The organism is Rhizobium sp. P38BS-XIX (genome assembly GCF_012641435.1).
Lineage (GTDB): Bacteria > Pseudomonadota > Alphaproteobacteria > Rhizobiales > Rhizobiaceae > Rhizobium.
Map to the genome: position 1 here is coordinate 388,408 of NZ_JABAIJ010000004.1, position 25,398 is coordinate 413,805.

Annotated in this window: 25 protein-coding genes; 11 read left to right on the plus strand and 14 right to left on the minus strand. The window is 59.6% G+C overall.

Annotation, left to right across the window (positions count from 1 at the left end):
• Window positions 1-17 precede the first annotated feature (17 nt).
• Window positions 18-977 carry a glycosyltransferase family 2 protein gene (locus tag HGP17_RS16110; protein WP_168810661.1) on the minus strand — a complete coding sequence of 320 codons (960 nt, stop codon included), beginning with the start codon at window positions 975-977 and terminating at the stop codon, window positions 18-20.
• Window positions 978-1,692: 715 nt separating this feature from the next.
• Between HGP17_RS16110 and HGP17_RS16115 the strand changes: the two genes are divergently transcribed.
• From HGP17_RS16115 to HGP17_RS16150, 8 genes are all read left to right on the plus strand, one after another.
• Complete coding sequence (locus HGP17_RS16115; protein ID WP_205926002.1) at window positions 1,693-2,763, plus strand: acyltransferase; 1,071 nt, start codon at window positions 1,693-1,695, stop codon at window positions 2,761-2,763.
• A 4-nt stretch (window positions 2,764-2,767) separates the two neighbouring features.
• The gene (locus tag HGP17_RS16120; RefSeq protein WP_168810663.1) at window positions 2,768-3,571 is read left to right on the plus strand and encodes a glycoside hydrolase family 16 protein; all 804 of its coding nucleotides are present in this window, start codon (window positions 2,768-2,770) and stop codon (window positions 3,569-3,571) included.
• Between the two features lie 105 nt (window positions 3,572-3,676).
• Window positions 3,677-4,885: a glycosyl transferase family 1 gene (locus HGP17_RS16125; protein ID WP_168810665.1), complete on the plus strand. Its 1,209-nt coding sequence runs from the start codon at window positions 3,677-3,679 to the stop codon at window positions 4,883-4,885.
• A 20-nt stretch (window positions 4,886-4,905) separates the two neighbouring features.
• Window positions 4,906-5,880, plus strand: coding sequence for a glycosyltransferase family 2 protein (locus HGP17_RS16130; RefSeq protein WP_281412767.1), 975 nt, complete (start codon window positions 4,906-4,908; stop codon window positions 5,878-5,880).
• Window positions 5,877-6,815 (plus strand): glycosyltransferase family 2 protein, encoded by a 939-nt coding sequence (locus HGP17_RS16135; RefSeq protein ID WP_168810669.1) that lies wholly within the window; start codon window positions 5,877-5,879, stop codon window positions 6,813-6,815. Before HGP17_RS16130 ends, HGP17_RS16135 begins: the two co-directional genes overlap by 4 nt.
• Window positions 6,812-7,837 (plus strand): glycosyltransferase family 2 protein, encoded by a 1,026-nt coding sequence (locus HGP17_RS16140; RefSeq protein WP_168810671.1) that lies wholly within the window; start codon window positions 6,812-6,814, stop codon window positions 7,835-7,837. The genes HGP17_RS16135 and HGP17_RS16140 overlap by 4 nt, the downstream gene beginning before the upstream one ends.
• A gap of 4 nt (window positions 7,838-7,841) precedes the next feature.
• Window positions 7,842-8,747 carry a UTP--glucose-1-phosphate uridylyltransferase gene (locus HGP17_RS16145; protein ID WP_168810673.1) on the plus strand — a complete coding sequence of 302 codons (906 nt, stop codon included), beginning with the start codon at window positions 7,842-7,844 and terminating at the stop codon, window positions 8,745-8,747.
• Between the two features lie 85 nt (window positions 8,748-8,832).
• Window positions 8,833-11,175, plus strand: a complete 2,343-nt coding sequence (locus HGP17_RS16150) for a polysaccharide biosynthesis tyrosine autokinase (protein WP_168810675.1) — start codon at window positions 8,833-8,835, stop codon at window positions 11,173-11,175.
• Between the two features lie 5 nt (window positions 11,176-11,180).
• On the opposite strand, the gene HGP17_RS16155 is transcribed toward HGP17_RS16150, so the two are convergent.
• The 5 genes from HGP17_RS16155 to HGP17_RS16175 all read right to left on the minus strand — a co-directional run bounded on the left by HGP17_RS16155 (window position 11,181) and on the right by HGP17_RS16175 (window position 15,489).
• Window positions 11,181-12,068 (minus strand): DMT family transporter, encoded by an 888-nt coding sequence (locus tag HGP17_RS16155; RefSeq protein ID WP_168810677.1) that lies wholly within the window; start codon window positions 12,066-12,068, stop codon window positions 11,181-11,183.
• Between the two features lie 126 nt (window positions 12,069-12,194).
• The gene (locus HGP17_RS16160; RefSeq protein WP_168810679.1) at window positions 12,195-12,755 is read right to left on the minus strand and encodes an NADPH-dependent FMN reductase; all 561 of its coding nucleotides are present in this window, start codon (window positions 12,753-12,755) and stop codon (window positions 12,195-12,197) included.
• 70 nt (window positions 12,756-12,825) lie between these two features.
• Window positions 12,826-14,052, minus strand: a complete 1,227-nt coding sequence (locus HGP17_RS16165) for an FAD-dependent oxidoreductase (RefSeq protein ID WP_168810681.1) — start codon at window positions 14,050-14,052, stop codon at window positions 12,826-12,828.
• 10 nt (window positions 14,053-14,062) lie between these two features.
• Window positions 14,063-14,377 (minus strand): MocE family 2Fe-2S type ferredoxin, encoded by a 315-nt coding sequence (locus HGP17_RS16170; protein ID WP_168810929.1) that lies wholly within the window; start codon window positions 14,375-14,377, stop codon window positions 14,063-14,065.
• 23 nt (window positions 14,378-14,400) lie between these two features.
• On the minus strand, window positions 14,401-15,489 hold the full coding sequence (locus HGP17_RS16175; RefSeq protein ID WP_168810683.1) for a fatty acid desaturase family protein: 1,089 nt from the start codon (window positions 15,487-15,489) through the stop codon (window positions 14,401-14,403).
• Between the two features lie 150 nt (window positions 15,490-15,639).
• Between HGP17_RS16175 and HGP17_RS16180 the strand changes: the two genes are divergently transcribed.
• Both HGP17_RS16180 and HGP17_RS16185 read left to right on the plus strand, forming a co-directional pair.
• Window positions 15,640-16,668 (plus strand): LacI family DNA-binding transcriptional regulator, encoded by a 1,029-nt coding sequence (locus HGP17_RS16180; RefSeq protein ID WP_168810685.1) that lies wholly within the window; start codon window positions 15,640-15,642, stop codon window positions 16,666-16,668.
• A gap of 159 nt (window positions 16,669-16,827) precedes the next feature.
• Complete coding sequence (locus HGP17_RS16185) at window positions 16,828-17,640, plus strand: TIM barrel protein (protein WP_168810687.1); 813 nt, start codon at window positions 16,828-16,830, stop codon at window positions 17,638-17,640.
• Between the two features lie 51 nt (window positions 17,641-17,691).
• On the opposite strand, the gene nikR is transcribed toward HGP17_RS16185, so the two are convergent.
• The 3 genes from nikR to cbiE form a co-directional block, all read right to left on the minus strand.
• A complete protein-coding gene (nikR, locus tag HGP17_RS16190; protein ID WP_168810689.1) occupies window positions 17,692-18,129 on the minus strand; it encodes a nickel-responsive transcriptional regulator NikR in 438 nt (145 codons plus the stop codon).
• A gap of 78 nt (window positions 18,130-18,207) precedes the next feature.
• Window positions 18,208-18,966 carry a precorrin-4 C(11)-methyltransferase gene (gene cobM, locus HGP17_RS16195; protein ID WP_168810691.1) on the minus strand — a complete coding sequence of 253 codons (759 nt, stop codon included), beginning with the start codon at window positions 18,964-18,966 and terminating at the stop codon, window positions 18,208-18,210.
• A 19-nt stretch (window positions 18,967-18,985) separates the two neighbouring features.
• A complete protein-coding gene (gene cbiE, locus HGP17_RS16200; protein ID WP_168810931.1) occupies window positions 18,986-20,227 on the minus strand; it encodes a precorrin-6y C5,15-methyltransferase (decarboxylating) subunit CbiE in 1,242 nt (413 codons plus the stop codon).
• Here cbiE and HGP17_RS16205 point away from each other — a divergent pair.
• A complete protein-coding gene (locus HGP17_RS16205; protein WP_168810693.1) occupies window positions 20,211-20,981 on the plus strand; it encodes a cobalt-precorrin-6A reductase in 771 nt (256 codons plus the stop codon). The genes cbiE and HGP17_RS16205 overlap by 17 nt on opposite strands.
• Here HGP17_RS16205 and HGP17_RS16210 read toward each other — a convergent pair.
• Genes HGP17_RS16210 through cobF form a run of 5 tightly spaced genes read right to left on the minus strand, consistent with a single transcriptional unit; the run spans window position 20,945 to window position 25,330 of the window.
• Complete coding sequence (locus tag HGP17_RS16210; RefSeq protein ID WP_168810695.1) at window positions 20,945-21,709, minus strand: precorrin-3B C(17)-methyltransferase; 765 nt, start codon at window positions 21,707-21,709, stop codon at window positions 20,945-20,947. The genes HGP17_RS16205 and HGP17_RS16210 overlap by 37 nt on opposite strands.
• The gene (locus HGP17_RS16215) at window positions 21,706-22,443 is read right to left on the minus strand and encodes a precorrin-2 C(20)-methyltransferase (RefSeq protein ID WP_168810697.1); all 738 of its coding nucleotides are present in this window, start codon (window positions 22,441-22,443) and stop codon (window positions 21,706-21,708) included. Before HGP17_RS16215 ends, HGP17_RS16210 begins: the two co-directional genes overlap by 4 nt.
• Window positions 22,440-23,072 carry a precorrin-8X methylmutase gene (locus HGP17_RS16220; protein ID WP_168810699.1) on the minus strand — a complete coding sequence of 211 codons (633 nt, stop codon included), beginning with the start codon at window positions 23,070-23,072 and terminating at the stop codon, window positions 22,440-22,442. The genes HGP17_RS16215 and HGP17_RS16220 overlap by 4 nt, the downstream gene beginning before the upstream one ends.
• 2 nt (window positions 23,073-23,074) lie before the next feature.
• On the minus strand, window positions 23,075-24,499 hold the full coding sequence (gene cobG / locus HGP17_RS16225; protein ID WP_168810701.1) for a precorrin-3B synthase: 1,425 nt from the start codon (window positions 24,497-24,499) through the stop codon (window positions 23,075-23,077).
• Window positions 24,500-24,556: 57 nt separating this feature from the next.
• Window positions 24,557-25,330, minus strand: coding sequence for a precorrin-6A synthase (deacetylating) (gene cobF, locus HGP17_RS16230; protein ID WP_168810703.1), 774 nt, complete (start codon window positions 25,328-25,330; stop codon window positions 24,557-24,559).
• Window positions 25,331-25,398: the final 68 nt, after the last annotated feature.

Sequence of the window (25,398 nt, forward strand, 5' to 3'; positions counted from 1 at the left end):
ATGCTGCGCTGCAAAATCTAGGGCGCTAGTTTACCGACGGCAAGCTGCACGGCGCTTTGTAAGATTGCCGGGTCTCGCAGCGCCCACTTGGCCAACAGCGCAAACTGCGGCATTTGCCGGCGTTTTACCTGCCGTGCCTGGCTCCAGAGCGCCTGACGACGAGCGCGATTCTTGTAGCTTCGAATTACGGCGATATCCTGCGGCCGGCGGGAAAATCTCTGCTCGAGCGTGTTGAGCGCGCTCCAGGTGTTGAACTGCTGGCGCAGGAATTGCGGAGAGTCGTTGTCGATGCTGTGAAAGATATTGACGCCTTCACCCCGCAGCGCACCGGCATTTTCGCACAGCAACACGCGCTTGGCGGCAAGGATGCAGTCGCAGAAGAAAAGAATATCCTCCGCCGCCAGCCGCAAACGTGGTTCGAACCGGATCTTTTCGAACAGAGGGCGTCCGATCACCATGCAAGACATGTGCAGAAAGCTCCAGTCCTGCAGCAGCACGCTGGCCATATCCGGAATCTCGATCAGTGAAGGCTTGCCCTCGAGCCGCACGGTTCCGGCCGACTTTGCCAGCTCCGAAATGCCGAAGTGGTAGGAAAACTCATCTCCACCCTCGATGGAATCCCAGTAGCAGTCGGCGTTATGTCGGGTGAGCGCCTCAAATGCGTTGGCGAGATGATCCGGCGTCCATTCGTCGTCTGAATCGAGGAATGCGACATAGCGGCTTTCTGCCGGGACATGATCGAGGCCGGTATTGCGTGCGCCGCCCGGTCCCGCATTGGGTTGGCGGATAAGCTGAATACGCGCACGCTCTTCACTGCTCAGCGATTGCAATTCGCCTTCTGCGGCAAGCGGTGACTGATCGTCGACGATGAGAATGTCGAAGTCCTGAAACGTCTGCTGAGATATCGATCTCAAAGCGCGCTGCAGGACGCCCGTCTGCTTCTGATAGAATGGAATAACAATCGTGATAGATGCCATATTCCCGCCTTTGCGGTTTTAGTCCAGGAGTTTACGGCGCGCCCCAGGGGACGTGACCATCGGCTTTTGGCGGTGAGCACTGACGCTCAGTCGGCGTCTGCCCAATGGCTTACGTCACCGCGAGGCCAACAGTTAGCGCCCATTTGATGCGGAACAATGTCGCGGATGACGATTTATAGAACTTTCGTATGCGCCAATATGGCCCTGCCGTTGACGTCTGGTGAGCCGTTATGATGCAGCGTCCCGGCTGAACTCGCATTATTGCACCTATGAGGTGATCGTTGGAGATCAATATTCCCACAGTGATTGCAAGCCTGTCGCATTTTGGCCATGCTTTGCCCATCGATCTCTGCTGCACCGCAAAAATTCTTCACCTTCCGTGGAAAAAATGAAGCGGGCCAGATCGGCTGTTTAAAGGCCGTCCGGAAAATATCAGGAAATCCTTAAACTCTTTTGGCAGAAGGGATTTTTCCGCCTCTAAATCGATTGTTATACCTCAAAAGTGGTAGAAAATGCCTTTCGCAACCCCTCGCAAGACGTAGTTTTTCGCTGATTTTTGCTGCGCTGCCATATTCCCTTTCCCATCAGCGCCCTAGGTTATCGTCAGCGAGCTAACGCTGCTCTCATTGAAACGGCTGCTGGGGGGATGCGGCCCGAAGAAGGGGTGACAGACATCGTGAATGTGACTGCCAACGTGTCTTCGCGGATAAACCTCATGCGTATCGTTCTGATCTCGGGCATCGTCTTTGTCCATATTCCGTTCAATCCGCATAGCAGCCCGTTTAGTGGAGCTTATGGTCTTTTTGACTGGCTGCGAGTGTTTCTGCGTGACAGTTTGTTTAGAGTTGGAGTTCCTTGCTTGAGCGCGATCTCAGGTTATCTGCTGTTTCGCAACGGAACGACATCGATTGAGTATGGAAAGACTATTCGCAGAAAGACGCGAACGGTCATACTGCCGTTTATGTTGTGGAACTGTGCTTTCTTTATCTTCGTATTCGCTCTTCAGGCCTACGGGATCGGCGATGGATACATGCCTGATCTGTCGGAGGCGAGCCCGCACACGTTATCTACACTTCTGTTTGCGATAGATGGGACGCCGATTAATCTGCCTCTCTATTTCCTGCGAGATCTGTTTGTCTGCATATTGCTGTCACCAATTCTCGCATTTCTTATTCGCCGCGTGCCTTTGCTCACGCTGATATCTTTGCTCATGCTCGCTGCATGGCCGGTCTCCATTGGCATCGTGCTGCGCAATTCCATTCTGTTCAGCTTCAGCTTTGGGATCTACCTCAGCCTGTATCGCGTCGACGTTACGATCATGGATCGCTATGCCCCGCTGATTGCGCCGGCGTTCATCGGGCTTGCCGCGCTTCTGGCAACGGCTGCCTATATCACCGGGCCTGGTCTGCCGTTGTGGCTCGAGATTTGCCGCAATCTGATGGTACTGGTCGGCATTCCCGGGTTTTGGGCGCTGTCGGCGATCCTGATCCGCAGCCGTGTCGGCCAAGGTTTGGCGGGGACAGGCGGGTTGAGCTTCTGGATCTTCTGCGCCCATTATCCGCTGCTGTTTTGTCTCTGGGTTCTCTGGAACCGTGGGGGAAGCGACATATACCCGGTTTTCTATCTGCTGGCGGCCGGCCTTGCATTGCTGCTGCTGCCTCTGACCAATGGCATGGCGCGCAACGCCCTGCCGTCCCTTTACAACGTGCTGACCGGCAGTCGGACGCGACCACAGGTCGGTTCCCGCACCGCCGAAGATCGGCAGACGCGTTCCACGCAAAGGTAATGCCATGACGACACCGAAACAGACCATGCGCAGACCTCGCCTTGCATCGATCGCTTTCGCAAGCGCCTGCCTCGCTCCACTTGCCGCCTGGGCGCAGGATGCGCAGCAAGCGGGCGGATCATTCGTCGATAATTTCGAGCGCATCGACCCCAGCCGCTGGTATGTGTCTGACGGCTGGAACAACGGCCCGCACCAGAACTGCACGTGGTCGAAGAAGCAGGTCAGCATCAAGGATGGAGCGCTGCAGCTGCAATTTGCGCAGGAGAAGCTGGGGCAGCGCAATTACGCCTGTGCCGAAATCCAGACGACCAAGCGCTATGGCTACGGCACTTACGAGGCCCGCTATCGAACCGCGACGGGCCCCGGGCTCAATTCGGCGTTCTTCACCTATATCGGCCCGACCGACAAGAAGCCGCATGACGAGATCGATTTTGAGGTCCTCGGCAAGAATGTCGGCCAGGTGCAGGTCAACCAGTATATCTCGGCAAAAGGCGGAAACGAAAAGCTGGCACCTGTGACCGGCGGTGCCGACCAGGGTTTCAACGACTATGCCTTTATCTGGGAAAAGGATCGGCTGCGCTACTTCGTGAACGGAGAGCTGGTGCAGGATGTCACCGACCCCTCGAAAATACCGAGCAACGCGCAGAAGATCTTCTTCAGCCTTTGGGGCACGGACACGCTGAGCGGCTGGATGGGTAAATTTGCCTATGGCGGTGCGCCCGCAACCATGCAGATCAAGCGGGTTGCCTTCACCGCGCCAGGCGAAAAGTGCCTGTTTCCGGAATCGATCACCTGCAAGATCAATTGAGCCATGCCGGCCGCCCGGTGACCGGGCGATCGGTTCTTATGCCTTGATGCAACACCAACCATACCAGGCGCCCGGCTTCAACCTGTCGTGAAAGCGGAAATCTTGATGCTGCATATTCTTTATTTCGTCCACGATCTCGCCGATCCTGCCGTGCGCAGGCGGGTGATGATGTTGCAGGCAGGGGGCGCGCTGGTGACGCTGGCGGGTTTTCGGCGTGACGACAATGCGCTTGCCGCCATCAATGGCATCGAGCCGATCGAGCTTGGCCGGACGAAGGATGCGCAATTCGCGCAGCGCATCGCAGCGGTCGCCAAATCGGCAGTGAAATTGCGCGGTATGTTGCGATCCGTCGCACGGCCGGATGTCATCATCGGCCGCAATCTGGAAATGCTGGCGCTCGCCAAGCGGGCGAGAGTGGTTTTCGGTGGCGACATGCCGGTGGTCTATGAATGCCTGGATATTCACCGTCTTTTGCTCAGGGACGACATTCTTGGCGGTGCGCTTCGCAGCGCAGAGCGACATTTCGGCACCGATGCCTCGTTGCTCATTACGAGCTCCCCGGCTTTCGTCGAACGGTATTTCCGGCCGCGCTCGGGATTGCAGCTGCCGGTCATGCTGCTGGAAAATAAGGTTTTGGCGCTCGATGGTGCTGCAGCTGATATCATGCCTGCCGCGCGCGCGCCGGCGGCTGGCACTCCTTGGAAAATCGGATGGTTCGGTGCGCTGCGTTGCCGCAAATCGCTGGCCTTGCTCGATGAGTTCTCCCGACGGATGGAAGGGCGCTTCGAGATCATTTTACGTGGTCGACCGGCCCGTTCGGAATTCGAGGATTTCGATCGATCGGTGCGTGATGCGCCGTTCATGCATTTCGCCGGTGCCTACAAGAATCCGGAGGATCTCTCCGCGATCTACAATGACGTGCAGTTTTCCTGGGCGATCGATTTCTTCGAGGAAGGTCTGAATTCCAGCTGGCTCCTTCCAAACCGCCTGTACGAGGGTGGCCTCTATGGCGCCGTACCGATCGCAATGGATGGCACCGAGACCAGCCGTTTCCTCGCCGCGCGCAAGATCGGCCTGACATTGAAGACAGCGACTGCTGCCGATCTCGTGGTCCTTTTGGGCGACATGAATGAACAGCGTTATCTCGCCGCATTCGATGCTGTGGCAGCGCTGGAGAACAAGCAATGGAAGATCGATCGTGCCGACTGCCAGGGGCTGGTGCAGCGGCTGGCGGCTCTGACGCGCGCCAATGAACCGATCACCGAAAGACAGACCCTCCCACAACTGCATCGCAATAGAGGTGGATTGCAATGATGACCGAAGGTTCAAGAGATATGCGGTGTGTGATCGTCATTCCTTGCCTCAACGAGGAAAAGCACATCGAGCCGTTGATCGGCAAGCTCGAGGGCGCGCTGAACGAACTCGATGCGCGCATCGTCGTTGCCGATGGCGGCAGCAACGACCGCACGCGCGAGATCGTCATGGGGATCGCAGCGGTCGATCCACGGGTTTTGTTGATCGACAATCCGAAGCGACTGCAAAGTGCCGCGATTAATCTGGCAATCGAAGCCTTCGGTGACGGGTATGATTATTTCATCCGCATCGACGCCCATGGCGATTATCCGGACGACTATTGCCAGACATTGGTCCGGGAAGCGGGTGAAACCGGGGCGGACTCCGTGGTCGTGGCCATGCGGACCATGGGTTTCAGCGCCTTTCAGAAGGCAACCGCCGTCGCACAGAATTCCAAGCTCGGTAATGGCGGATCCAAACACCGCGAAGGCGCCAAGGGTCATTGGGCAGAGCATGGACACCACGCTTTGATGCGTGTCGAGGCATTCAAGGCCGTCGGTGGTTATGATGAAACCTTCAGCCATAACGAAGATGCCGAGTTGGACTATCGGCTGCACAAGGCCGGCTTCCGCATCTGGCTGACCGACAAGACGGCCATGACCTATTATCCGCGCTCCAGCATCCCGACGCTGTTCCGGCAATATCTCGGTTATGGCCGCGGGCGCGCGCGCAACATCCTCAAGCATCGCAGCATGCCGAGCCTGCGTCAGATGCTGCCGCTTGCCGTGGTGCCGATCTTCGTCGGCGCATTCCTGGCAATCCTCAGCTGGATCGCGGTCATTCCCGTTGGCCTTTGGGCTGTGGCCTGCATTGCCTATGGTTTCTGGATCGCCCTCGGGCAGAAAAATCCTTACGGCCCCCTTGCGGCGATTTCCGCGATGGTCATGCATTTCGCCTGGTCCATGGGGTTCTGGATGGAAGTCCTGAGCTTCCGCAATCGAAGGGTCGCCTCATGACGCAAACCCTTCGCCGCCCAATCAGGATCGACATAGCAGTCTGCACCTATCGCCGCGCCGAGCTGGATCGGACGCTGTTGTCGCTGGCAGTGCTGACGGTTCCCGCCGGCGCGCAGCTTCGCATCATCGTCGCCGACAACGATGTCACGCCCAGTGCGCGTGGCCGCGTCGATGCCATGCGCTCGGCAGTGCCCTTCGAGATTACCTATGTGCATTGCCCGGCATCGAACATCTCGATCGCCCGCAATGCGTGCCTCGACCACGCGAGCGGCGATTTCGTCGCCTTTATCGATGATGACGAGACGGCCTGCGAGGATTGGCTGACGGAACTGCTCGTCATGGCAGACACCACGGGTGCCGACGCCGTACTCGGGCCGGTTCAGGCGATTTACGACAACACCGCGCCCGTCTGGATGCGCGACGGCGATTTCCATTCGACCTTGCCGGTCTGGGTCGCGGGCGAAATCCGCACCGGCTACACCTGTAATGTGTTGTTGCGTCGCAGCGCGCCGTCGCTGGTCGGTCGTCGCTTCAACATCGCTCTCGGACGGACGGGTGGTGAGGACACCGAGTTCTTCGCCCATATGCATGAGGCCGGTGGCCGGATCGCCTTTGCCGCGGACGCATTGGTGGAAGAGCCTGTGCCTGGCAAGCGGGCAACGTTTTCCTGGCTTGCCAAGCGCCGCTTCCGCATGGGGCAGACGCATGGGCGCATGTTGCTCGAAGGTGCTGCCGGTGCAAGGCATCTGCGCGCTGTCATACTTGCCGGCTCGAAATCGGCTTATTGTTTTGTCGTCTCGGCATTGCTTGCCGCGTCTCCCATCCAGCGCCACCGCTACGGCCTGCGCGGCATCATGCATGCCGGCGTCGTCAGCGGTCTGTTCGGGGTTCGCGAAATCGAGCAGTACGGAAATCTGGAGAAAGCAGCGCAATGACGGATTTCATCCCCGATGTCAGTTTCGTCATCGCTGCCTATAATGCCGAGGAGACGCTTGCTCGCGCCATCGATAGCGCGCTTGCGCAGGGTGCTGTCAGCATGGAGGTCATCGTTGTCGATGATTGCTCGACTGACGGCACGCGGGATATTGCTGGCAATCACCCCGATCCACGCGTTCGCCTTGTCGCCATGGCGCGCAATGGCGGTCCGGGCGCTGCCCGCAATGTCGGTCTTGATGCAGCGCGCGGCCGCTGGGTGGCCGTGCTTGACTCCGACGACGCCTTGCGTCCTGACCGCATGGCGCGCCTGATCGCGCGAGCTGAAAAAGCAGAGGCGCAGATCGCCGTCGACAATCTCGATGTCATTCGCGAGGACATCGGCGCGATTACGCCGATGTTCCCGGAAGCCATGCTTACGCGCCTGCCGACGATGACCTTGGCGAAGTTCATCGCTTCGAACATGATTTTTCAGTCGGAGCACAATTTCGGTTACATGAAGCCCGTGTTCGAGCGTGCTTTTCTGGAAACGCACCGCCTGCGGTTCGATGAGGAACTCAGGGTCGGCGAGGATTATATTTTCCTTGCCTCGGCGTTGGCCAAGGGCGGCATTTGCGTCGTGGAGCCGATGGTTGGCTATCTCTATTATATTCGCGAGGGGTCGATCTCGCGTGTTCTCAAAAAAGAGCATGTCGAGGCGATGCTTGCCGCCGATACCCGCTTCTTTGCCGAACATCCCTTCGGCGCGGCAGCGCTTGCCGCACAAAGGCGACGGACGCGAAACCTCAAGGAAGTCATGGCTTTCCTGACACTCGTCAACAGCATCAAGCAGCGCGAATTGGCCCTGAGCCTCAAGGTCGCGTGCCTCAACCCCCGCGCGGTGCGTCATCTGAGCATGCCCGTCGCTGCCCGTTTTCGTCGTCTGGCCTCGGCCCTGAGGGGCGATCGCCAGCCGGTATCCACTTCTCCACTCTCCTCGCCCTTGCCCAATATGGGCGCAGGCCCTCACTCTAACAAAGGATAGAGCCATGGACCCCCAAAATCGCGTGAGAAAAGCAGTCATCCCGGTTGCCGGCAACGGAACCCGCTTCCTGCCCGCTACCAAGGCGATGCCAAAGGAGATGCTCACGATCGTCGATCGTCCCGTCGTGCAGTACGCCGTCGATGAGGCTATCGAGGCCGGTATCGAGCACATCGTTTTCGTCACCAGCCGCAACAAGTCCGCGATCGAGGATCACTTCGACGATACGCCGGAGCTGATCTCGTCGCTGCGACTGGCCGGCAAGAGCCACCAGGTCAGCGAGCTGGAACGCCTTCTCCCGCGTCCAGGTTCGGTCAGCTTCACCCGCCAGCAGGCGCCGCTCGGCCTCGGCCATGCCGTCTGGTGCGCCCGCGATCTGATCGGCAACGAGCCTTTCGCGCTCCTGCTGCCGGACATGCTTTGCTATGGTATGCGCGGTTGCATGGCCGGGCTCATGGACCTCTATGGCGAGGTCGGCGGTAATATCGTTGCTGTTGAAGAATGCGCGCCCGAGGAAACGTCCAAATACGGCATTATCGGCACCGGTCCGGCCGTACGGCATGGATTTGCAGTGACCAAAATGGTTGAGAAGCCGCATCCGTCGGAGGCGCCTTCAAACTTTTACCTTAATGGCCGCTATATCTTGCAGCCTGAAATCTTCGATATTCTGGCCCGCCAGGAGCGCGGCGCCGGCAATGAAATCCAGCTGACCGACGGCATGCTGCATCTGTCCGAAACGCAGCCTTTCCATGCTCAGGTCTACAACGGACGGACTTTCGACTGCGGATCGAAGCATGGCTTCATCGAGGCGAATGTCGCCTTTGCCTTGGCCCGCTCCGACATCGGCGGTCTGGTCTACGACTCGATCCGTAACCTGGTCGTCTCGCACGAAGCGCAGATGACTGCCGCTTAAGCCTGCTAACATTCCGGCCTGTGGCCCCGAAGGGCCACAGGCTACCGGCAATATTCATTCGGGCTTCTCCGACAAGGTGGTCGCCATGCATCAAAAGAATTTCACTTTCCAAAGCGCTCTTCCGCAAGCTGAGCAGCATGACGGTTTCATCGATCTCGATCGGCTGATGGCAATCGTGACGCGGCGCATCCGCACGATCATTTTCGCGGTGGTCGCCTTTGTCGTTCTGGCCGTCGCTTATTTGTTGACGGCCACGTCGAGCTATACGTCGATGACGCAGATCCTGCTCGATGAAACCATGACGAAATATGCTGAGGATCAACCGCCTGCGGCCAGCAGCCAGCAAGCGGATATGGAGATCGCCAGCGCGGTGGAAATCCTGAAATCGAATGAGATGGCGCTGCGCGTGGTCGATCAGGCTGGATTGGCTGATAACGCCAAGCTGCTCAATCCCCCGCAGTCGCCGACAGCCTTGCTGAAGTCGGGCGTTGGCCTGATTGCCAGCGTCTTTACGCCGGGTCGTCCGCCCATGACGCCGGAAGAAGTGCGGGAAGCCCAGCGCCAGAAGGTTGCGGCTGTCTTGCAGGATGGCCTCAAGGTAGAGCGCGTCATGCGAAGCTCTGTGGTTGCCGTCTCTTTCAGCTCGACCGATAAGCTGTTGGCCGCCAAGGTGACGCGCGCCTACGCCGATGCCTATCTCACTGACCAGCTCAATGCGAATTTCGATGCGACCGAGCGTGCGTCCGTCTGGTTGCAGGAGCGTCTGAACGATCTGCGCCAGCGTTCGCAGGAGGCTTCGCTCGAAGTCGAGAAGTACAAGGCCGACAATGGCCTGACGTCGACCGGCGGCGAGTTGATGTCTGAACAGCAGATTTCCGATTTAAACAAGCAGCTGATCATTGCCCAGGCGGATACAGCGAGCGCGGCTGCACGTTATAATCAGTATAAGTCCATTATCGACCAAGGTCCTGACAACGCCGTCAAGAATGCCACGATTTCGTCCAGCCAGACGGACAACTCCGTCTTGCAGGACCTGAAAACGCGGTATCTTGCGGTTGAAAAGCGCGAGCAGGATGTGACGCAGAATTTTGGTGCCAATCATCCGCAGGCAGTCGCACTTCGCGCCGAGCGTCAGGACATTACGCGGCAGATCTATCAGGAGCTGCAGCAGCTGACGGCGAGCTATAAGAATGAGCTCGACGTTGCGCAGTCGCGGTCCGCCTCGCTGCACGAAAGCATCGACAATGTGGTCGGCAAGAACTCCGAAGCCAACAAGTCGCTGGTTCATCTGAACGAGTTGAACCAGAAGGCGACGGCGCTGAAGACGCTCTATGAATCGTATCTCGGCCGCTTCGAGGAAGCGACGCAGCAGCGTTCGTTCCCGATCGCCAAGGCACGCGTGATCTCGGTGGCTGGCGTACCGTCGGCACCCTCGAGCCCGAAGAAGACGCTCGTTATGGCGCTTTCGGTCATCCTCGGTCTGATGGTCGGTTGTGGTGTGGCGGCGTTCCAGGAGTTCCGTGATCGGTTCTTCCGCGTCGAAGCCGACGTGCGGTCCGCCCTCGGATTGAAGTTCCTCGGTTATCTGCCGCTGCTGGGCCAGCAGAGCGCCAACAAGAAAAAGCGTCGCAGATCGGGTTCCGGGCAGGAACCTGCAACCGCCGAGGAAGCCGAAAATGGCGTTACCTTCGAACGGATGATGCGGATCTCTGTCGAGGCGCCACGCTCGATCTTTGCCGAGACTTTGAGAAATGCCAAGCTCGCCAGCGATGTCATGTTGCAGGGCCGTGCCGATCGTGTGATCGGCGTTGTGTCGGCGTTGCCCGGCGAAGGCAAGTCAACGACGGCTGCCAACTTCGCAGCCCTTCTCGCCAGCAGCGGGAAGCGGACCTTGCTGATCGACGCCGACTTGCGCAATCCGGGTCTCAGCCGCACGCTGCGGTCGCAACCCCAGGCGGGTCTCATCGAGGCCGTGCTCGGCGAGGTGCCTTGGACGAATGCGGTCAAGGTCGATCCGCGCACCAAACTTGCGATCCTGCCGGTCGTGGTTCGCGATCAGCTGTTGCACACCAGCGAACTGCTCTCCTCGCAGGGAATGCAGCATCTGATGGAGAATGCGCGCAAGATGTTCGATTATATCGTCGTCGATCTTGCGCCGCTCGGACCCGTCATCGACGCAAAGGCTTTCGCACCACAGGTTGATGCCTTCCTGCTGGTGACGGAATGGGGCGCAACGCCCACCAATCTTGTTCGCGACGTTCTCGAGCAGGAGCCGCAGATCAACTCGCGCATTCTCGGCGTTATCCTCAACAAGACGGATATGTCGGAACTGCCGAGATACAGCGACTTCGGCGGAACCGAGCGCTACCGTCAGAAATATGTGAGCTATTACACCGAGGAGCAGCCCCGCGCCGAGGTGGACGCCTGATCCAATCAGGCTTTGGCGGCCTTGAGCCTGGCTCGAGCCAGGGCATGCTCCCGCCAGATGGTGAATATGCCTGCTGCGACCACGATGACCGCGCCTGCGATCATCGTGGCGCTCAGCGTTTCGCCGAATATGACGACGCCGATAAACGCCGAAAAAACCAGCTGAAGATAGGTCAGCGGCTGGATCACCACGGCATCGAGCATATCGTAGGCGCGAATAAGGAAATAGTGGCTCGAGACGCCTGTGAGGCACAGGATGCCCATGAATATCCAATCATGAGGCGCAAGTGCCGTCCAAAAGAATGGGCCGATGCAGCTCATGGTGATCGCACCGACGACGCCTGTATAGAAAAAGCTCGTCATTGCACCGTCTTCGCGGCTGACGTAGCGCGTGAGAACGACGTAGAGCGAAAATAACAGCGCGCCGAAGAGCGGCAGCAGGAACCGCGTATCGAAAGTGCCGCTGTCGGGCTTGAGGATCAACAGGACGCCGACAAACCCGAAGCAGATTGCGAGCCATCGCCGCCAGCCGACCTTTTCGCCGAGGATCGGGATGGACAATATGGCCACCATGAGTGGTCCTGAAGACAGAATTGCCTGCGAGTGCGCTAGCCCGACCAGCACGAAGGATGTGATCGTGACGACGATCTGCGCCGCAAGCAGCAGGCCGCGCGCCACCTGGAGAACGAGCTTCTTGGTGCGGACGTTGCGCCGCAAGCCGCCCGGCGTGCGGGATGCGAGCGTGACGGCAAAGAGCATGAAAGCCCAATAGCGGATCATCGCCACGAAAAGCGGTGGGTATGCGGCGACCAGATGTTTGGAGATGCCGTCCTGTATGGCGAATATGCTGATTGCCAACAGGGTAAAGATGTAACCGGCTTTAGTAGATTTCATCGCTTTAAAAGGAAATGTGTGCTGGCCCCGAAATCGCCGTAACCCGGCGCTGCAGTCACATTAGATTGTTCGTCGTTTCAATCATAGGGTTCATATCTGCTGCTCGCGTCCAGTTTGCGCGACATATCAGCCTGTCTTTCGATCACCGACGAACGCGCAGAAACCTTCGATGAAGACTGCCAGATTGTGTTTCACCTTGTCGTCGACGAGTTGGCCTTCTTCATTGAAGACGCTGCCGGCGCGCGACACCATGAGGCGGCCACCGAACCATGCTTCGGCACCCAGCGTGCGCAACACCGTCAACCAGGCATTCTGGCTGAGGATCGTGCCGAAATTGCCAGGCGAGGCGCCAAGCACGGCAATCGGCTTGCCGCCGAAAACCTGGGCAATATCGGTGGAGGGCCTGCTCATCCAGTCGATAGCGTTCTTGAATACGCCCGGAAGCGAATTGTTGTACTCCGGCGTGAAAAGCATAATCCCGTCGGCTGCAATGGCCAGGTCCTTGAGTTCCCGCACCTTTTCCGGAATGCCGTCCGCCGCCTCGAGATCGGCGTCATAAAGCGGCACGCCGTGGATCGTGCGGGCGATCAGCTCGATCCCAGCCGGAGCCATGCCGACTGCCGCGTGAAGCAGAGCCGTGTTGAAGGAGCCTTTGCGCAGGCTGCCCGATATGCCGAGAATTTTCATCGCTGTCCTCATCTGCGTTCCAAGCAGACATTGATGTTTCGCGGCGCTGCGTCAAGCTTCGAGAGCGATCTCATGCCGCAAGCAGGGATTTCAGCTTGACCGCGCTTGCTGCAAGAGCGGCTTGATCCGGGTAGGCGCGGGCTGCGATCAGCATTTCGGCAAGACGGATGTCGCGCGCGACGGCGTTGCCAGGGCCGATGCCGCTTGCAGCAAGCAGGCGTCCATCAGAGCCAAGATGGAAAAGGATGAAGGCTCCCTCCGCCAGATTGCGGCGAACATGGATTGTTGCCTCATCCGCCAGCCCGGCAATCTGCAATGTCAGATCGTACTGATCTGACCAGAACCATGGCACGGCCGATATGGAAGCGTCGTCCCCCATCATGTTGGCGGCTGCGAGATTGGCTTGCTCCTGCGCGTTGCGCCAGGATTCGAGGCGAACGCGTCGGCCGCCGTAAAGCGCCAGTGGAAACGAGCAGCAATCGCCAGCTGCGTAAACATCGGCGACGGACGTTTCCAGCCGCTCGTTGACGGCAATGCCGTTGTCGACGGTAAGCCCAGCTTCAGCGGCAAGAGCGACATTCGGCAAAGCGCCAATGCCGATAAGCAGCAGATCGGCCGAAATGACGTCACCGTTGGCCAAACGAACGATCGCCTTGTCGGCGTCTTCAGCCACGGCTTCGATGCTCTCGCCACAAAGGATGCTGGCGCCTTCCAGACGATGACGTTCGGTGATCGCTTCCGCGATCTCTTCAGGTACGCCGCGCTTCAATACACGCGGCAGACCTTCGATGAGCGTGACATCGGCACCGCGCATGCGTGCCGTCGCAGCCAGCTCCAGCCCGATAAAACCGCCGCCGATGATGGCGATATGCCGCCCGGGTTGGAGGGCCGCATGCAAAGCCACCGCATCCGCGTGGGTCCGCAGCATGCGGATGCGGTGGAGGGCGCCATCGGCGCCGGGAAAGCTGCGCGGGGCAGCGCCTGTCGCAAGCAGTAGCTTGTCGTAACCGAGTGTGCTCCCGTCCGACAACGCGATCGTCTTCGTGGCGGGATTGATCGACGTCACCGTCGTATCGAGTTTTAAGTCGATCGATTGCTCCCGATAGCGCTCCGATGCGGCGACGAATTTTGGTTCTGGCGGTTCGTTCGATCCGCCCTTTGAAAGCGGTGGGCGCTCGTATGGCGCGAGCGGCTCTGTGCCGATCAACGTAATATCGCCGTCAAATCCTCTTTCGCGAAGCGCGAAGGCGGCGCGGGCACCGCACTCTCCGGCTCCAACAATGACGAAATGCGCCATGCTTGCCTCCTTAGAGCCCGATGAAAACGGTGCCGTTCTCGACCTTCACCGGATAGGTCTGCAGGTTGACGCAGACGGGTGCGCCTTTGGCTTCGCCGGTGCGATAGTCGAAGCGTCCATTGTGCTTGGGACATTCGATGATGTTGTCCATCACAAGGCCGTCCGCGAGATGGATTTTCTCATGCGTGCACAGGCCGTCGGTTGCGAAATAATCATCCTCCGGACTGCGATAGACGGCGAAGGTGCGCCCCTCATGATCGAAGCGGATGACATCTTCTTCGTCGATTGCGTCCGCGGCACAGACTTCGATCCAGTTGCTCATAATTTCCTCCCTTCACATATCCGGCTTTACTGAGCGGCGGCGGCCGGTAACTCGCCGTGGAATTCCTCGCGATAGGGTCGCGCGCTCGACGGCAGTTCGCGCTTCAGGAAATAGTCCTCATTGCGCAACTGGCGCAGGAACGCCGGCAACATCTCGCGATAGCCCGACCACATGGACGGGTTCGGCGCCGGCAGATCGTGCTTGATCATCGCATGCAGCTTCGGAAGAGCATGATAGGGCACCATCGGAAACATGTGATGCTCAACGTGGTAGTTCATGTTCCAGTAGATGAAGCGGCTGATCGGGTTCATCATCACGGTGCGGCTGTTCAGCCGGTGGTCGATGACATTGTCGGCAAGGCCGCCATGCTGCAGCAGCCCGGTCAGAACGTGGTGCCAGGCACCATAGAGGCGGGGAAGGCCGATCAGCATCAGCGGCAGGATCGAGCCCATGACGATCGCGGCTGCGATCGTGACGATATAGATCGCCAGCCAGATGCGGGCGATACGGATTGCCTTCGGCTGCTCCATGTCGGGAATGAACGTCTTTTCTGCCGCGCTGACGACGCCGCAGGCATTGCGCAGCATGTCGACCACGGCGTACCAGGCATCGAGGATACCAAAGAAGTTCAGAACGAGGCGGAAGAGATCCGGCGGCCGCATGACGGCAATCTCGGGGTCACGACCGACAATGACGGTATCCGTGTGGTGGCGCGCATGGCTCCAGCGCCAAGTCACCGGGTTGCGCATGATCATGAAGCAGGCAATCTGGTAGACCGCGTCGTTCATCCAGCGTGTCTTGAACGCGGTGCCGTGACCGCATTCATGCCAGCGACTGTCCGATGCGGAACCGTAAAGCACGCCATAGGCCAGGAAGAACGGCACGCAGATCCACGATCCCCAGAAGTAGATGCCGAGCGCGGCGAAAACTACCATGCTGCCGAGCCATAGGATGGTGTCGCGGATCGCCGGCGCGTCCGAGCGTTGCATCAGGGCCTTCATATCCTTGCGCGGCACATCCGTGTGATACCATTCCGCGGCCGCAAGCCCCGTTTCAACCGCTCGTCTGCCGCTTTCGCCGAGCAGATCGTAGTCCCGCTTGATTGTCGTCGTCATCCCTGCCTCCCGCGATGCGCAACAGCGTCTCGCCCTCAATGCCTGAAACGATAGTTCGACTTTTCTCTTGCCTCAATGCGTGAATGATGGAATCTATCAAAACCTATCAAATATTGTCGTCATCAATGATGATATATCTCAGGAGCCGCAATGCGTCGTCCCACCATATCGGATCTTGCCAGGGCATCCGGCGTCAGCGTTGCGACGATTGATCGTGTCTTGAACGGCCGCCATCGTGTTCGCGAAGAAACGGCGCGGCGCGTCTATGAGGCCGCTCAGGAGATCGGCTATCATGCCGTCGGTCTGTTGCGGCAACGCGTCTTTGAGGACCTTCCGCAATTTCGGCTAGGTTTCGTCCTTCAGAAGCCGGTACAGGCTTTCTATCAGGCCTTCGCCAAGGAGGTCGTCGTGGCCGCCCAGGCGGTCACGACCGCGCGCATTAACGCGCAGGTCGATTTCGTCACCGCATCGACGCCGACCGCGATTGTGGAGAAGCTGAAGGCGATGGCCGCGCGCAGTCAGGCCGTCGCTCTTGTCGCACCGGATTATCCCGCCGTCACGGCGGCAATAGAAGAGCTCAGGGAAAAGGGCATTCCCGTTTTCTCCTTGCTGTCGGATTTCTCCACCACGGCGCGCCAAGGCTATATCGGCGTCGATAATCGCAAGGTCGGGCGCACGGCCGCCTGGGTGATCGCGCGCTCGGCGCGCCGTCCCGGCAAGGTTGCCTGCTTCGTCGGCAGCCATCGCTTTCTCGGCCATGAACTGCGCGAAATCGGCTTTCGATCCTACTTCCGCGAGAACGCGCCGGAGTTCGAGGTGCTCGACACGCTGATCAATCTCGATACACCGGAGATCACCCACGAGGCGACGCTCGATCTCCTGCAGAAACATCCTGACCTGATCGGGTTTTATGTCTGCGGCGGTGGTATGGAGGGCGCGATTTCCGCTATTCGAGAGGAGCGCTTGTCCGGCAAGCTGATTGCTGTTGTCAATGAGTTAACGCCTGAATCGAAGGCGGCGCTTGCTGATGATGTGGTCGCTATGGCGATTGGCACGCCGTTGCCGGCGCTTTGCAAGGAATTGATGAGCCTGATGACCACCGCCGTCGAAAATGGTGACTCCGCCGTGCCCGGACAAACCTTCCTGCCCTTTGACATATTCGTGTCGGAGAACATCTAACGCGCGTGATGGAATTCCATCATTTTTATGAGAATTCTATCAAGAATGATAGGGTCGACCGATGGAAGAAATTCATGAATGTCGCTAGTCCTGCGCAAAGCAGGCGCGGCGATTTGGAATGTCTCTTGCGGCCGGACGCCTTGAGGAGGAGTGTCTATCATGAGTTCCATTCGCTTTGCGCTCAATCATATGTGCGCGCCGTCCCTGACGCTTGATGACTTCTTTGCAGCAGCAAAGGAGCTTGGCATCGACAACGTAGAAATTCGCAATGATCTCGCCGGCAGTGCCATTCTGGACGGCACACCGCCTGCCACGGTCAAGGAGCTTGCGGCTCGCCACGGTCTGACGATCATCTCCATCAACGCGTTGCAGCGCTTCAACGAATGGAACGACGATCGTGCCCGTGAGGCTGGCGAACTGATCGCTTATGCGCGTGACTGTGGTGCAAGGGCGCTCGTGCTGGTTCCCGTCAACGACGGTAGCGGCCGTGAGCCGGAGGCACGTCGTGCCAACCTGCGAAAGGCCCTGTCAGCCCTGAAACCGATGCTGGAAGCAGCGGGGATCATCGGGCTTGTGGAGCCGCTCGGTTTCGAAATCTGCTCATTGCGCCTGAAGAGCGAAGCCGCCGCCGCGATCGAGGAACTGGGGGCAAAATCCACCTTCTGCCTGGTCCACGACACGTTCCATCATCATCTCGCCGGAGAGACTTCGATTTTCCCGGAACTGACGGGTCTCGTGCATATTTCCGGCGTCAGCGATACCAACGTTTCGGTCGCCGATATGCGTGATCCACATCGTGTGCTCGTCGATGCCGAGGACCGTCTCGACAATGTCGGCCAATTGCGCGCGCTGACCGCTGCAGGCTATGTCGGCCCCGCGTCGTTCGAACCTTTCGCGCCCACCGTGCATGCCTTGAAGGAGCCGGTCGCCGCGCTCAGGGAAAGCATGGCCTATATTGTAGGCCAGCTCTGAGCGATGCGGTAGTCCGCGGGCAACTCCAGCCCGCGGACATTTTCCGCAAGGTCAGTTATGTGAATGCGTTTCGGGATGCGCTGTGTCATGGTCCGACGGGATGATGTGCAGGTTTCCGAAACGCACGCCACGCTGCGTCACCACGCTATCGGCGAACCTCTTGATCTCGTCGGCTTTACCTTTCAGCACGGAAACTTCGAGGCAATCATGGCCATCGATATGGACATGAAGCGTCGACACCGAAAGATCGTGATGGTCATGCTGTGCCGTGGTCAAACGGCGTGACAGATCTCGCGTCTCGTGTTCATAGACATAGGTCAGCGCCGCATAGCATCTGGCCTCTCCATCGACACTCGGCTGCGCGCGCGTAACCGCGTCACGAACAAGATCGCGCAATGTCTCCGAGCGACTGGCATAACCGCGCTGCTCGCTGATTTTGTCGATCGTCTCCAGGAGATCGTCATCGATGGTGATGGTAATGCGTTGCATTTCCGGATCCTCTTTCGACTCGCAGCTGGAGATGGCCGACTAGAGGAAATTTTATGGTGATTTGCAACGGTGAAAGGCTTATTCCCGGCCGCGAAAGCGGCGTTGATAGGTCGGGTCGTAGAGCGAACTTTCGCGAAAGTCGCTGGCGGTGAGGGACGGCCCGACGAAGATCAGGGCGGTGCGCTCAATCGGCTCGGCGGCCACCTGCTTCTCGATCGTCGCCAGCGTGCCACGAATGATCCGCTCATCGGGCCAGGAGGCCTTGACGACGATCGCAACCGGGCAATCCGCGCCGTAAAGCGGCGTCAGATCCTCGACGACTTCCTTAAGCGCGTGGATCGCCAGATGAATGGCGAGTGTAGCCCCGGTCGCGCCAAATCTCTCCAGGGTCTCGTTGTTCGGCATCGGTGAGGCTCGGCCGGAAACGCGCGTGAGAACAAGGCTCTGGGCGACGGCCGGAATGGTCAGTTCGCGACCGAGCGCGGAGGCGGCGGCTGCGAATGATGGGACGCCTGGGGTCAGCGTATAGTCGATGCCATGCTGCTCGAGCCGGCGGATCTGTTCGGCGACCGCGCTCCAGACAGACAGGTCGCCGGAATGCAGGCGCGCGACATCCTCGCCGGCTGCTGCGGCCTTCAGATATTCCGCCTCGATTTCATCGAGCGACATCGGAGCCGTATCGATGATGCGGGCCCCGGGCGGGCAATATTGCAATAAATCCGGCGAAACGATCGATCCGGCATAGAGGCAGACCGGGCATTTGCCGATCAGATCCCGGCCACGCACCGTGATCAGGTCGGCGGCTCCAGGGCCTGCACCAATGAAATGCACTGTCATCGCTCTACCTCATTCTGAATTACGGCTTGGTCCACGACCATTGCGTTACCGGCATGGCCGGCCGCCAGCCAGTCATGCGGCCAACGGGCGCTGCGCGAGCAATGTCGATGCGGATCAGCGAGCCGCCACGGCGGGTGTGTTCGGCCAGCAAAAGCGCTTCCATCTCCGTCGTCACGGCGTTGGCGACCAATCTGCCGCCACTTCTCAATTGGTTGAAAGCGGCATCCAGCACGCCGGCATCGCTACCGCCGCCGCCGACGAAGATCGCGTCCGGTGCCTGCAGGCCGGAAAGAGCCGCAGGTGCCTCTCCCTCGACGACTGCCAGGTTTGGCACGCCAAAGTTTGCAGCGTTGCGGCGGATTCGCGCCGCGCGCTCCGGCGATGCTTCGATGGCGATCGTCCGCAGCGACGGATCGGCCAGCATCCATTCGATGCCGATCGAGCCGGAGCCGGCGCCAATATCCCAAAGCAGCTCGCCATGGCGTGGCGCGAGCGCCGACAGCGTCATTGCGCGGACCTCGCGCTTGGTAATCTGGCCATCATGTTCGAACAGCTCGTCCGCCAGGCCCGCGCTCAGCGATAAAATACGTGCGTCGGTTTTGGCTTTGACCTCGACGCCACAGATGTTCAGCTCGTTGATTTCAGAAAGAGCGAAGTCCGCCGCAGTTTGCCGGGAGACCTTCTCGTGCGGACCGCCAAGGGCTTCCAGAACCGTCAGCTCGGACGTCCCGAAGCCTGAGTTTTGCAGCAGAGACGCCAATTCGGCGGGACCTTTGCCATCGGAGGTCAACGCCAGAATTCTACGGCCGGGATGCAGATGTGGCCGGATCAAGTCGATAGGTCGACCATGCAGCGAGAGAACCGTGGTATCCTGCAAAGCCCAACCGAGACGCGATGCGGCAAGGCTGAAGGAAGACGGTGCGGGAATGACGATCATCTCAGAAGCGGGGATGCGTCGTGAAAGCGTTACCCCAACCCCGTAAAAGAAGGGATCGCCGGAGGCGAGAACGACGGTCGGCTTCCCCTGCCGGGCAAGGACAGCGTCCACCGATCTCTCGAAAGGGGAGAGCCAAACCTGCGTGTGCCCTGTAATGACGGGGCTCATGAGGTCGAGATGCCGCGCTCCGCCAAAAACCATAGGCGCTTCGGCGATCAGCTGCTTGGCCTCATCGCCAAGGCCGGCTGGACCGTCCTCGCCGATGCCGATAAGAGTGAGCCAGCGTTGAATTGAAGGTGTCTCAGCCATGGGCAAGGCCCGTATTCTGATCCTGGGCGGTACCACGGAAGCCCGCGCGCTGGCGACGGCCCTTGCCTCCCGGAGTGATCTGTACGTCGTTCTGTCGCTGGCGGGCAGAACCGCCGATCCCGCGCCGCAACCTGTTCCGGTTCGTAGCGGCGGTTTCGGCGGCGCCGAGGGACTGGCTCGCTATGTCCGTGATGAAGCGATCGATCTGGTGGTCGACGCCACTCATCCCTTCGCAGCGCGCATTTCCGCCAATGCGTCGCAGGCGGCCGCTGACTGCGCTGTGACCGCTTTTGTCTTGCATCGGGCGGCCTGGGCGCCGGTCGAAGGCGATAACTGGCTCTCGGTGCATAGCTTTTCGCAGGCCATCGCTGCGCTCGGCACCGCAGCCTTGCGCGTTTTCCTGGCAACCGGCCGGCAAGAGGCCCATCAGGCGAATTCCGCGCCGCAGCACCTTTACTGGGTTCGCAGTGTCGATCCCGTCGAACCGCCGCTGACGGTGCCTCATGTCAGCTATATTCACAGCCGGGGGCCGTTTCGATTGGCCGACGAACTCGACATGCTGCAACGGCATCAGATCGATGTCGTTGTCGCCAAGAACAGCGGCGGTGATGCAACTTACGGCAAGATCGAGGCGGCAAGGCAGCTCGGGATCAAGGTGATCATGGTCGAGCGCGGCGAGACCGCCGGCTTGCCGGTGGTCGAAACGGTGGACGCTGCGCTCGCTCAGATCGATCATTTCGTCTCTTCTCGGATAAAGCGCGGCGTATAGACCAGATCCGAACGTCCTTCGCGGACGATCACGCGTGTTTCGGCGGAGCCTATGATGACGCAGGTCGCCATGTCGGCTTGTGTTGCGTCTGCCTCGGCAATCCGTGCCACCGCCATGCGTTCGTCCGGGCGACCTGCGGCTCGGCCGAAAATCACGGGTGTGTCAGCAGGGAGTATATCGCGAAGGATTTCAAAGGCTTTGCCAAGCTGCCAAGGCCGGGCCTTGCTGATCGGATTGTAAAGCGCGATCACGAAACCCGCTTGGGCAGCGGCGCGCAGCCGGCTTTCGATCAGCGGCCACGGCTTCAGATTGTCCGACAGCGAGATCGCACAGAAATCGTGCCCCAATGGAGCGCCGATGCGTGCCGCCACCGCAAGCATGGCCGTAATGCCGGGCACAACGACCAGGTCTACAGCGCGCCATTCCGCTGGGCCGTCGTCGATCGCCTCGCACACTGCAGCCGCCATCGCAAAGACACCGGGATCGCCGCCCGAGACGACGCAGACATTGACACCTGTGCCTGCCCGCTGCAGCGCGACCTTGGCGCGGTCCAGTTCCTCGCGATTATCGGATGTCTGGCGGATCTGGTCGTCGCGCAATGTCAGTCGGTCGAGATATGGACCGTACCCATAGAATTCATGGGAATCCGCGACAGCAGCCAGCGCCTCCGGCGTCGTTTGCTCAGGCTTGCCGGGGCCAGTGCCGATCACATAAAGACGCCCGCTCATGGTCTGCTTTCCCACCCGGGAACCAGCACCAACGAGAAATAGGGTGCTTCCGCATCGTCGCGGCTCGAAAGCGGCGTCATGGCGCCGTTCGCCATCGTGCCACGCTCCACATAGATGGCTTGCTCCAGTCGTCCGGCGGCATCAAGCGCGCGGCGGATTTTTGGCAGATTGCGGCCGACCTTCATGATGACGGCGGCCTGTGTGTCGCCCAGACGGCGGGTAAGCTCGGCTTCCGTCATCGTTCCCGGCAGCACGGAGAGAACGTCGTCTCCCTGGACCATTGGTAAACCAACCAGCGACCAGCAGCCGGACATCGCCGTCACGCCCGGAATGACTTCGGTCGGGAAGCGATCGGCAAGGCGCACATGCAGATGCATATAGGAGCCGTAAAACAACGGATCGCCCTCGCTGAGCACGGCAACCGTATTTCCGTCCCGAAGGTGTGCGGCCACCATCTCCGCCGAAGCGTCGTAGAAGGCGGTGATCTGACGGAGATATTCCGGTGCATCCTTATCAATCTCAGTCGTGACCGGGTAATAAAGCGGCAGCAGTTTTACGTTGGCTTTCAAAAAATCGCCGACGATGGCCTTGCCGTTTCCGCCTCTGCCCTGTTTGGCGAAGTAGGCGACTACATCGGCGCGTTCCAGAGCCTTGACAGCCTTGACCGTCAGCAGTTCGGGATCGCCAGGGCCTGTGCCGAGGCCGATCAACTGTCCATTGGAGAGCGCGCTCATAGGCCCGGCCTCGCCAAGGCATTTAGGGCGGCGGCCGTCATGGCGCTGCCGCCAAGCCTGCCTCGCACGATGGCAAAGGGAACGCCGTAAGAGTGTTCTGCGAGCGCATCCTTCGATTCCGCCGCGCCGACAAAGCCGACGGGCATGCCGATGATGGCAGCTGGTTTCGGCGCACCATCGCGCAGCATTTCAAGAAGATGGAAAAGCGCCGTCGGCGCATTGCCGATAGCAACGACCGAGCCGGCAAGCCGATCGGTCCAAAGCTGCATGGCGGCGGCCGAGCGGGTATTACCGATGGTTTTGGCGATTTCAGCCGTGCGTGGGTCCTGCAAGGTGCAGATCACCTCGTTGGCAGCCGGCAGACGGGCGCGGGTGACGCCACGGGCAACCATCTCCGCATCGCAGAAGATCGGAGCACCATCCGCCAACGCCCTGCGGGCAGATGCGACGAAATCGGGTGAGAACAGGAAATGTTCTGCAGCTTCTACCAGCCCGCAGGCATGGATCATGCGAACTGCAATATCGGCCTCGGCTTCGGGAAAACGCTGAAGATCAGCTTCGCTGCGGATGATCGCGAAGGAGCGTTCATAGATCGCGTCCCCCTCCCGTATATAGTCATAGTCAGGCATTTCTATCCCTGTCGTAAAGCCGTCGCGATTGCGTCCCGGCCAAGCCGTTTAAGACACTGCTGTGCCGATTCGCCAGCAGCTTTGTTGTTTCGTACCAGTTCTCCGAGCGTTGCCAGCGCCGATTTCAGGTGTTCCTTGTGGATGTACGCCACCGGCTCATCGGATGCTGACCCATTTACGACAATAGCATAGCCCGTTGCAGCGCCTACAATGGTCAGCATCGCCGGGGACGGATGGGCGCAACCCTTCGCACAGCCGGACAGATGGACCTCCATGGAGCCATCCAAAAGCTCCAGCCCGACGTCGACCAGATCGGCGGCTGCCTGTTTCGTGGCATAGTGGGCCGATGCGCAGGCGCCGGCACCGGAGCAGGGGATGGCGTAATTTGCCGGGTCATCGGCTCGGGTCTGGAAGCCGCAATCGCTCGCTGCGGCGCGGACATCTTCAATGCGATCGTGGGGAAGTCCGATAAGCAGCAAGCTATGATCCGGTCCGGTACGAATTTCCCGCAGGCCGCACGCTTCGGCAAGGCCGAGAAAGCGAATGAGATCGCGGGCATGGATCTGGCCGAAGGCCGGGCGCACGCCGAGTGCCGTGTATTCCTTGTCGAGCGGAATGATGCCGACCGCAGCGGACGGTGCAACGGTTCCATCACGAACGAGGTCGGCAGAGAAGGAAAACTGTGCCCTCAGGGCTGGGACATTCAGGTCCCGGCCGCGCGCGCGAGGCCCCATGACGGCCAGAGTTTCGATGAGCCGGGTGACGGCTGCAACAGCTTGCTCTTTGGAAAAAGCGGCGAGCGGCGTGGCCGTCGCATCGGTCCCTGCAATGGCAAGCATCCACCGCTGCGCTCCATCAGCCGCGTGGACGGCTTTCAACCTGATATCGGCCGAAAGCTGATCGAGAGGAAGCTGACCTCCGCCATCGACGATAATGGCGAGCTTGGCGGCCAATAATGGTCTGGGGCGAAGCGCCCCTATGGCGTTTCGCAGATACTCGGCTAGCGAGCGGGCATCGGCGATCTCCGATGGATCGCAACCGCTCAGTGGCGGAACTTCGATGACAACGCCGCTCTCCGGCACGATACCGGCGCGATCGATATCGACGGCCAGTCCCGGCATGCTATCGCGCGTCATGCCCCGTAGCTGAATGTTCCCGCGGGCGGTGATCTCGATCAGGCCGTTGCCGTGTCTTTCTGCGGTTTCCGCCAAGGCGCGCAATTGTGCAACGGTCAAACCTGGCGTCGACGGTCTCAAGCGAATAAGGAGGCCATCGCCTGTCTGCATCGGCGCGCTGAGGGAAGGGCAGGCGCCGCGAACCAAGGACGTCGGTGACGAGATATCACTCCCGACGCTCTCCTCCGGCGAGAAGCATGCTTGCCCCGTTATTGTCTCAGCATCGGCCGCAACCATAAGACCGCCCTTCATGAGGAACATTTCCTTGCACAATCCGGATCGACGGGCAAACGTTTTGGCGTTTGGCTCTCATGCGAGATCGTCGAAATCCTGCCCCTTGCGCATGAGATAGATATCCATGATCCATCCATGCCGGGTGCGGGCCTCCGCCCGTGTTTCGACGATACGCTCGGAAACGTCGGCCAGCCGGCCGGCAATGATGATCTCGTCCTTGGTGCCGAGATAGGCCCCCCAGTAGATATAGGCATCGGGATCGTCGATCTTGCTGAAGGCCTGTTCGCCGTCCAGCATGACAACCGCGGTCTCGGCAATGCCCGGAAAGCTCTCTGCCAACCGTCGGCCAGTCGTGATCTGCACTGGTTTGCCGACGAGATTAAGGGGAATGCGATGGCTTGCCGTCAACGCCTGGATGCTGGTGATGCCGGGAACAACGCTGTAATCAAGAGCGACCTTACCGCGAGCGACGCGCTCGAGAATGCGCAGCGTGCTGTCATAAAGTCCAGGATCGCCCCATACCAGGAAGCCAGCGCTCTGGCTTTCGGTCAGGTGATCCAGAAACAGCCGTTCATAGGTCGCGGAAATCGCATCATGCCATTCATCGACGCTCTGCATGTAACTGCGATCCGCCGTCTGACGTGAGGGAACTTCATACTCCACATAGCGCGTGGCTGGATTGGCGACATAGCGCTGGCATATCTCGCGTCTGACATCCGCGAGCTCGCTTTTTGCCGCGCCTTTGCTGGGGATGAAGATGACATCGACCGCATTCAACGCGTTGATCGCCTGTACGGTGAGATGCTCGGGATTTCCCGCACCGATACCGACGATATGAATATGCCGCATGTGACTTGTCCTCGCTCTTAGGCGCTGTTTGCCGGAAGCGCCTGAGCATTTCAAGAGGAGGCATGTCT

Bases quoted from the DNA above. Each gene is read 5' to 3' on its own strand.
- HGP17_RS16110 (WP_168810661.1), bottom strand. From the start codon at position 977: ATGGCATCTATCACGATTGTTATTCCATTCTATCAGAAGCAGACGGGC.
- HGP17_RS16115 (WP_205926002.1), top strand. From the start codon at position 1,693: ATGCGTATCGTTCTGATCTCGGGCATCGTCTTTGTCCATATTCCGTTC.
- HGP17_RS16120 (WP_168810663.1), top strand. From the start codon at position 2,768: ATGACGACACCGAAACAGACCATGCGCAGACCTCGCCTTGCATCGATC.
- HGP17_RS16125 (WP_168810665.1), top strand. From the start codon at position 3,677: ATGCTGCATATTCTTTATTTCGTCCACGATCTCGCCGATCCTGCCGTG.
- HGP17_RS16130 (WP_281412767.1), top strand. From the start codon at position 4,906: ATGCGGTGTGTGATCGTCATTCCTTGCCTCAACGAGGAAAAGCACATC.
- HGP17_RS16135 (WP_168810669.1), top strand. From the start codon at position 5,877: ATGACGCAAACCCTTCGCCGCCCAATCAGGATCGACATAGCAGTCTGC.
- HGP17_RS16140 (WP_168810671.1), top strand. From the start codon at position 6,812: ATGACGGATTTCATCCCCGATGTCAGTTTCGTCATCGCTGCCTATAAT.
- HGP17_RS16145 (WP_168810673.1), top strand. From the start codon at position 7,842: ATGGACCCCCAAAATCGCGTGAGAAAAGCAGTCATCCCGGTTGCCGGC.
- HGP17_RS16150 (WP_168810675.1), top strand. From the start codon at position 8,833: ATGCATCAAAAGAATTTCACTTTCCAAAGCGCTCTTCCGCAAGCTGAG.
- HGP17_RS16155 (WP_168810677.1), bottom strand. From the start codon at position 12,068: ATGAAATCTACTAAAGCCGGTTACATCTTTACCCTGTTGGCAATCAGC.
- HGP17_RS16160 (WP_168810679.1), bottom strand. From the start codon at position 12,755: ATGAAAATTCTCGGCATATCGGGCAGCCTGCGCAAAGGCTCCTTCAAC.
- HGP17_RS16165 (WP_168810681.1), bottom strand. From the start codon at position 14,052: ATGGCGCATTTCGTCATTGTTGGAGCCGGAGAGTGCGGTGCCCGCGCC.
- HGP17_RS16175 (WP_168810683.1), bottom strand. From the start codon at position 15,489: ATGACGACGACAATCAAGCGGGACTACGATCTGCTCGGCGAAAGCGGC.
- HGP17_RS16180 (WP_168810685.1), top strand. From the start codon at position 15,640: ATGCGTCGTCCCACCATATCGGATCTTGCCAGGGCATCCGGCGTCAGC.
- HGP17_RS16185 (WP_168810687.1), top strand. From the start codon at position 16,828: ATGAGTTCCATTCGCTTTGCGCTCAATCATATGTGCGCGCCGTCCCTG.
- nikR (WP_168810689.1), bottom strand. From the start codon at position 18,129: ATGCAACGCATTACCATCACCATCGATGACGATCTCCTGGAGACGATC.
- cobM (WP_168810691.1), bottom strand. From the start codon at position 18,966: ATGACAGTGCATTTCATTGGTGCAGGCCCTGGAGCCGCCGACCTGATC.
- HGP17_RS16205 (WP_168810693.1), top strand. From the start codon at position 20,211: ATGGGCAAGGCCCGTATTCTGATCCTGGGCGGTACCACGGAAGCCCGC.
- HGP17_RS16210 (WP_168810695.1), bottom strand. From the start codon at position 21,709: ATGAGCGGGCGTCTTTATGTGATCGGCACTGGCCCCGGCAAGCCTGAG.
- HGP17_RS16215 (WP_168810697.1), bottom strand. From the start codon at position 22,443: ATGAGCGCGCTCTCCAATGGACAGTTGATCGGCCTCGGCACAGGCCCT.
- HGP17_RS16220 (WP_168810699.1), bottom strand. From the start codon at position 23,072: ATGCCTGACTATGACTATATACGGGAGGGGGACGCGATCTATGAACGC.
- cobG (WP_168810701.1), bottom strand. From the start codon at position 24,499: ATGAAGGGCGGTCTTATGGTTGCGGCCGATGCTGAGACAATAACGGGG.
- cobF (WP_168810703.1), bottom strand. From the start codon at position 25,330: ATGCGGCATATTCATATCGTCGGTATCGGTGCGGGAAATCCCGAGCAT.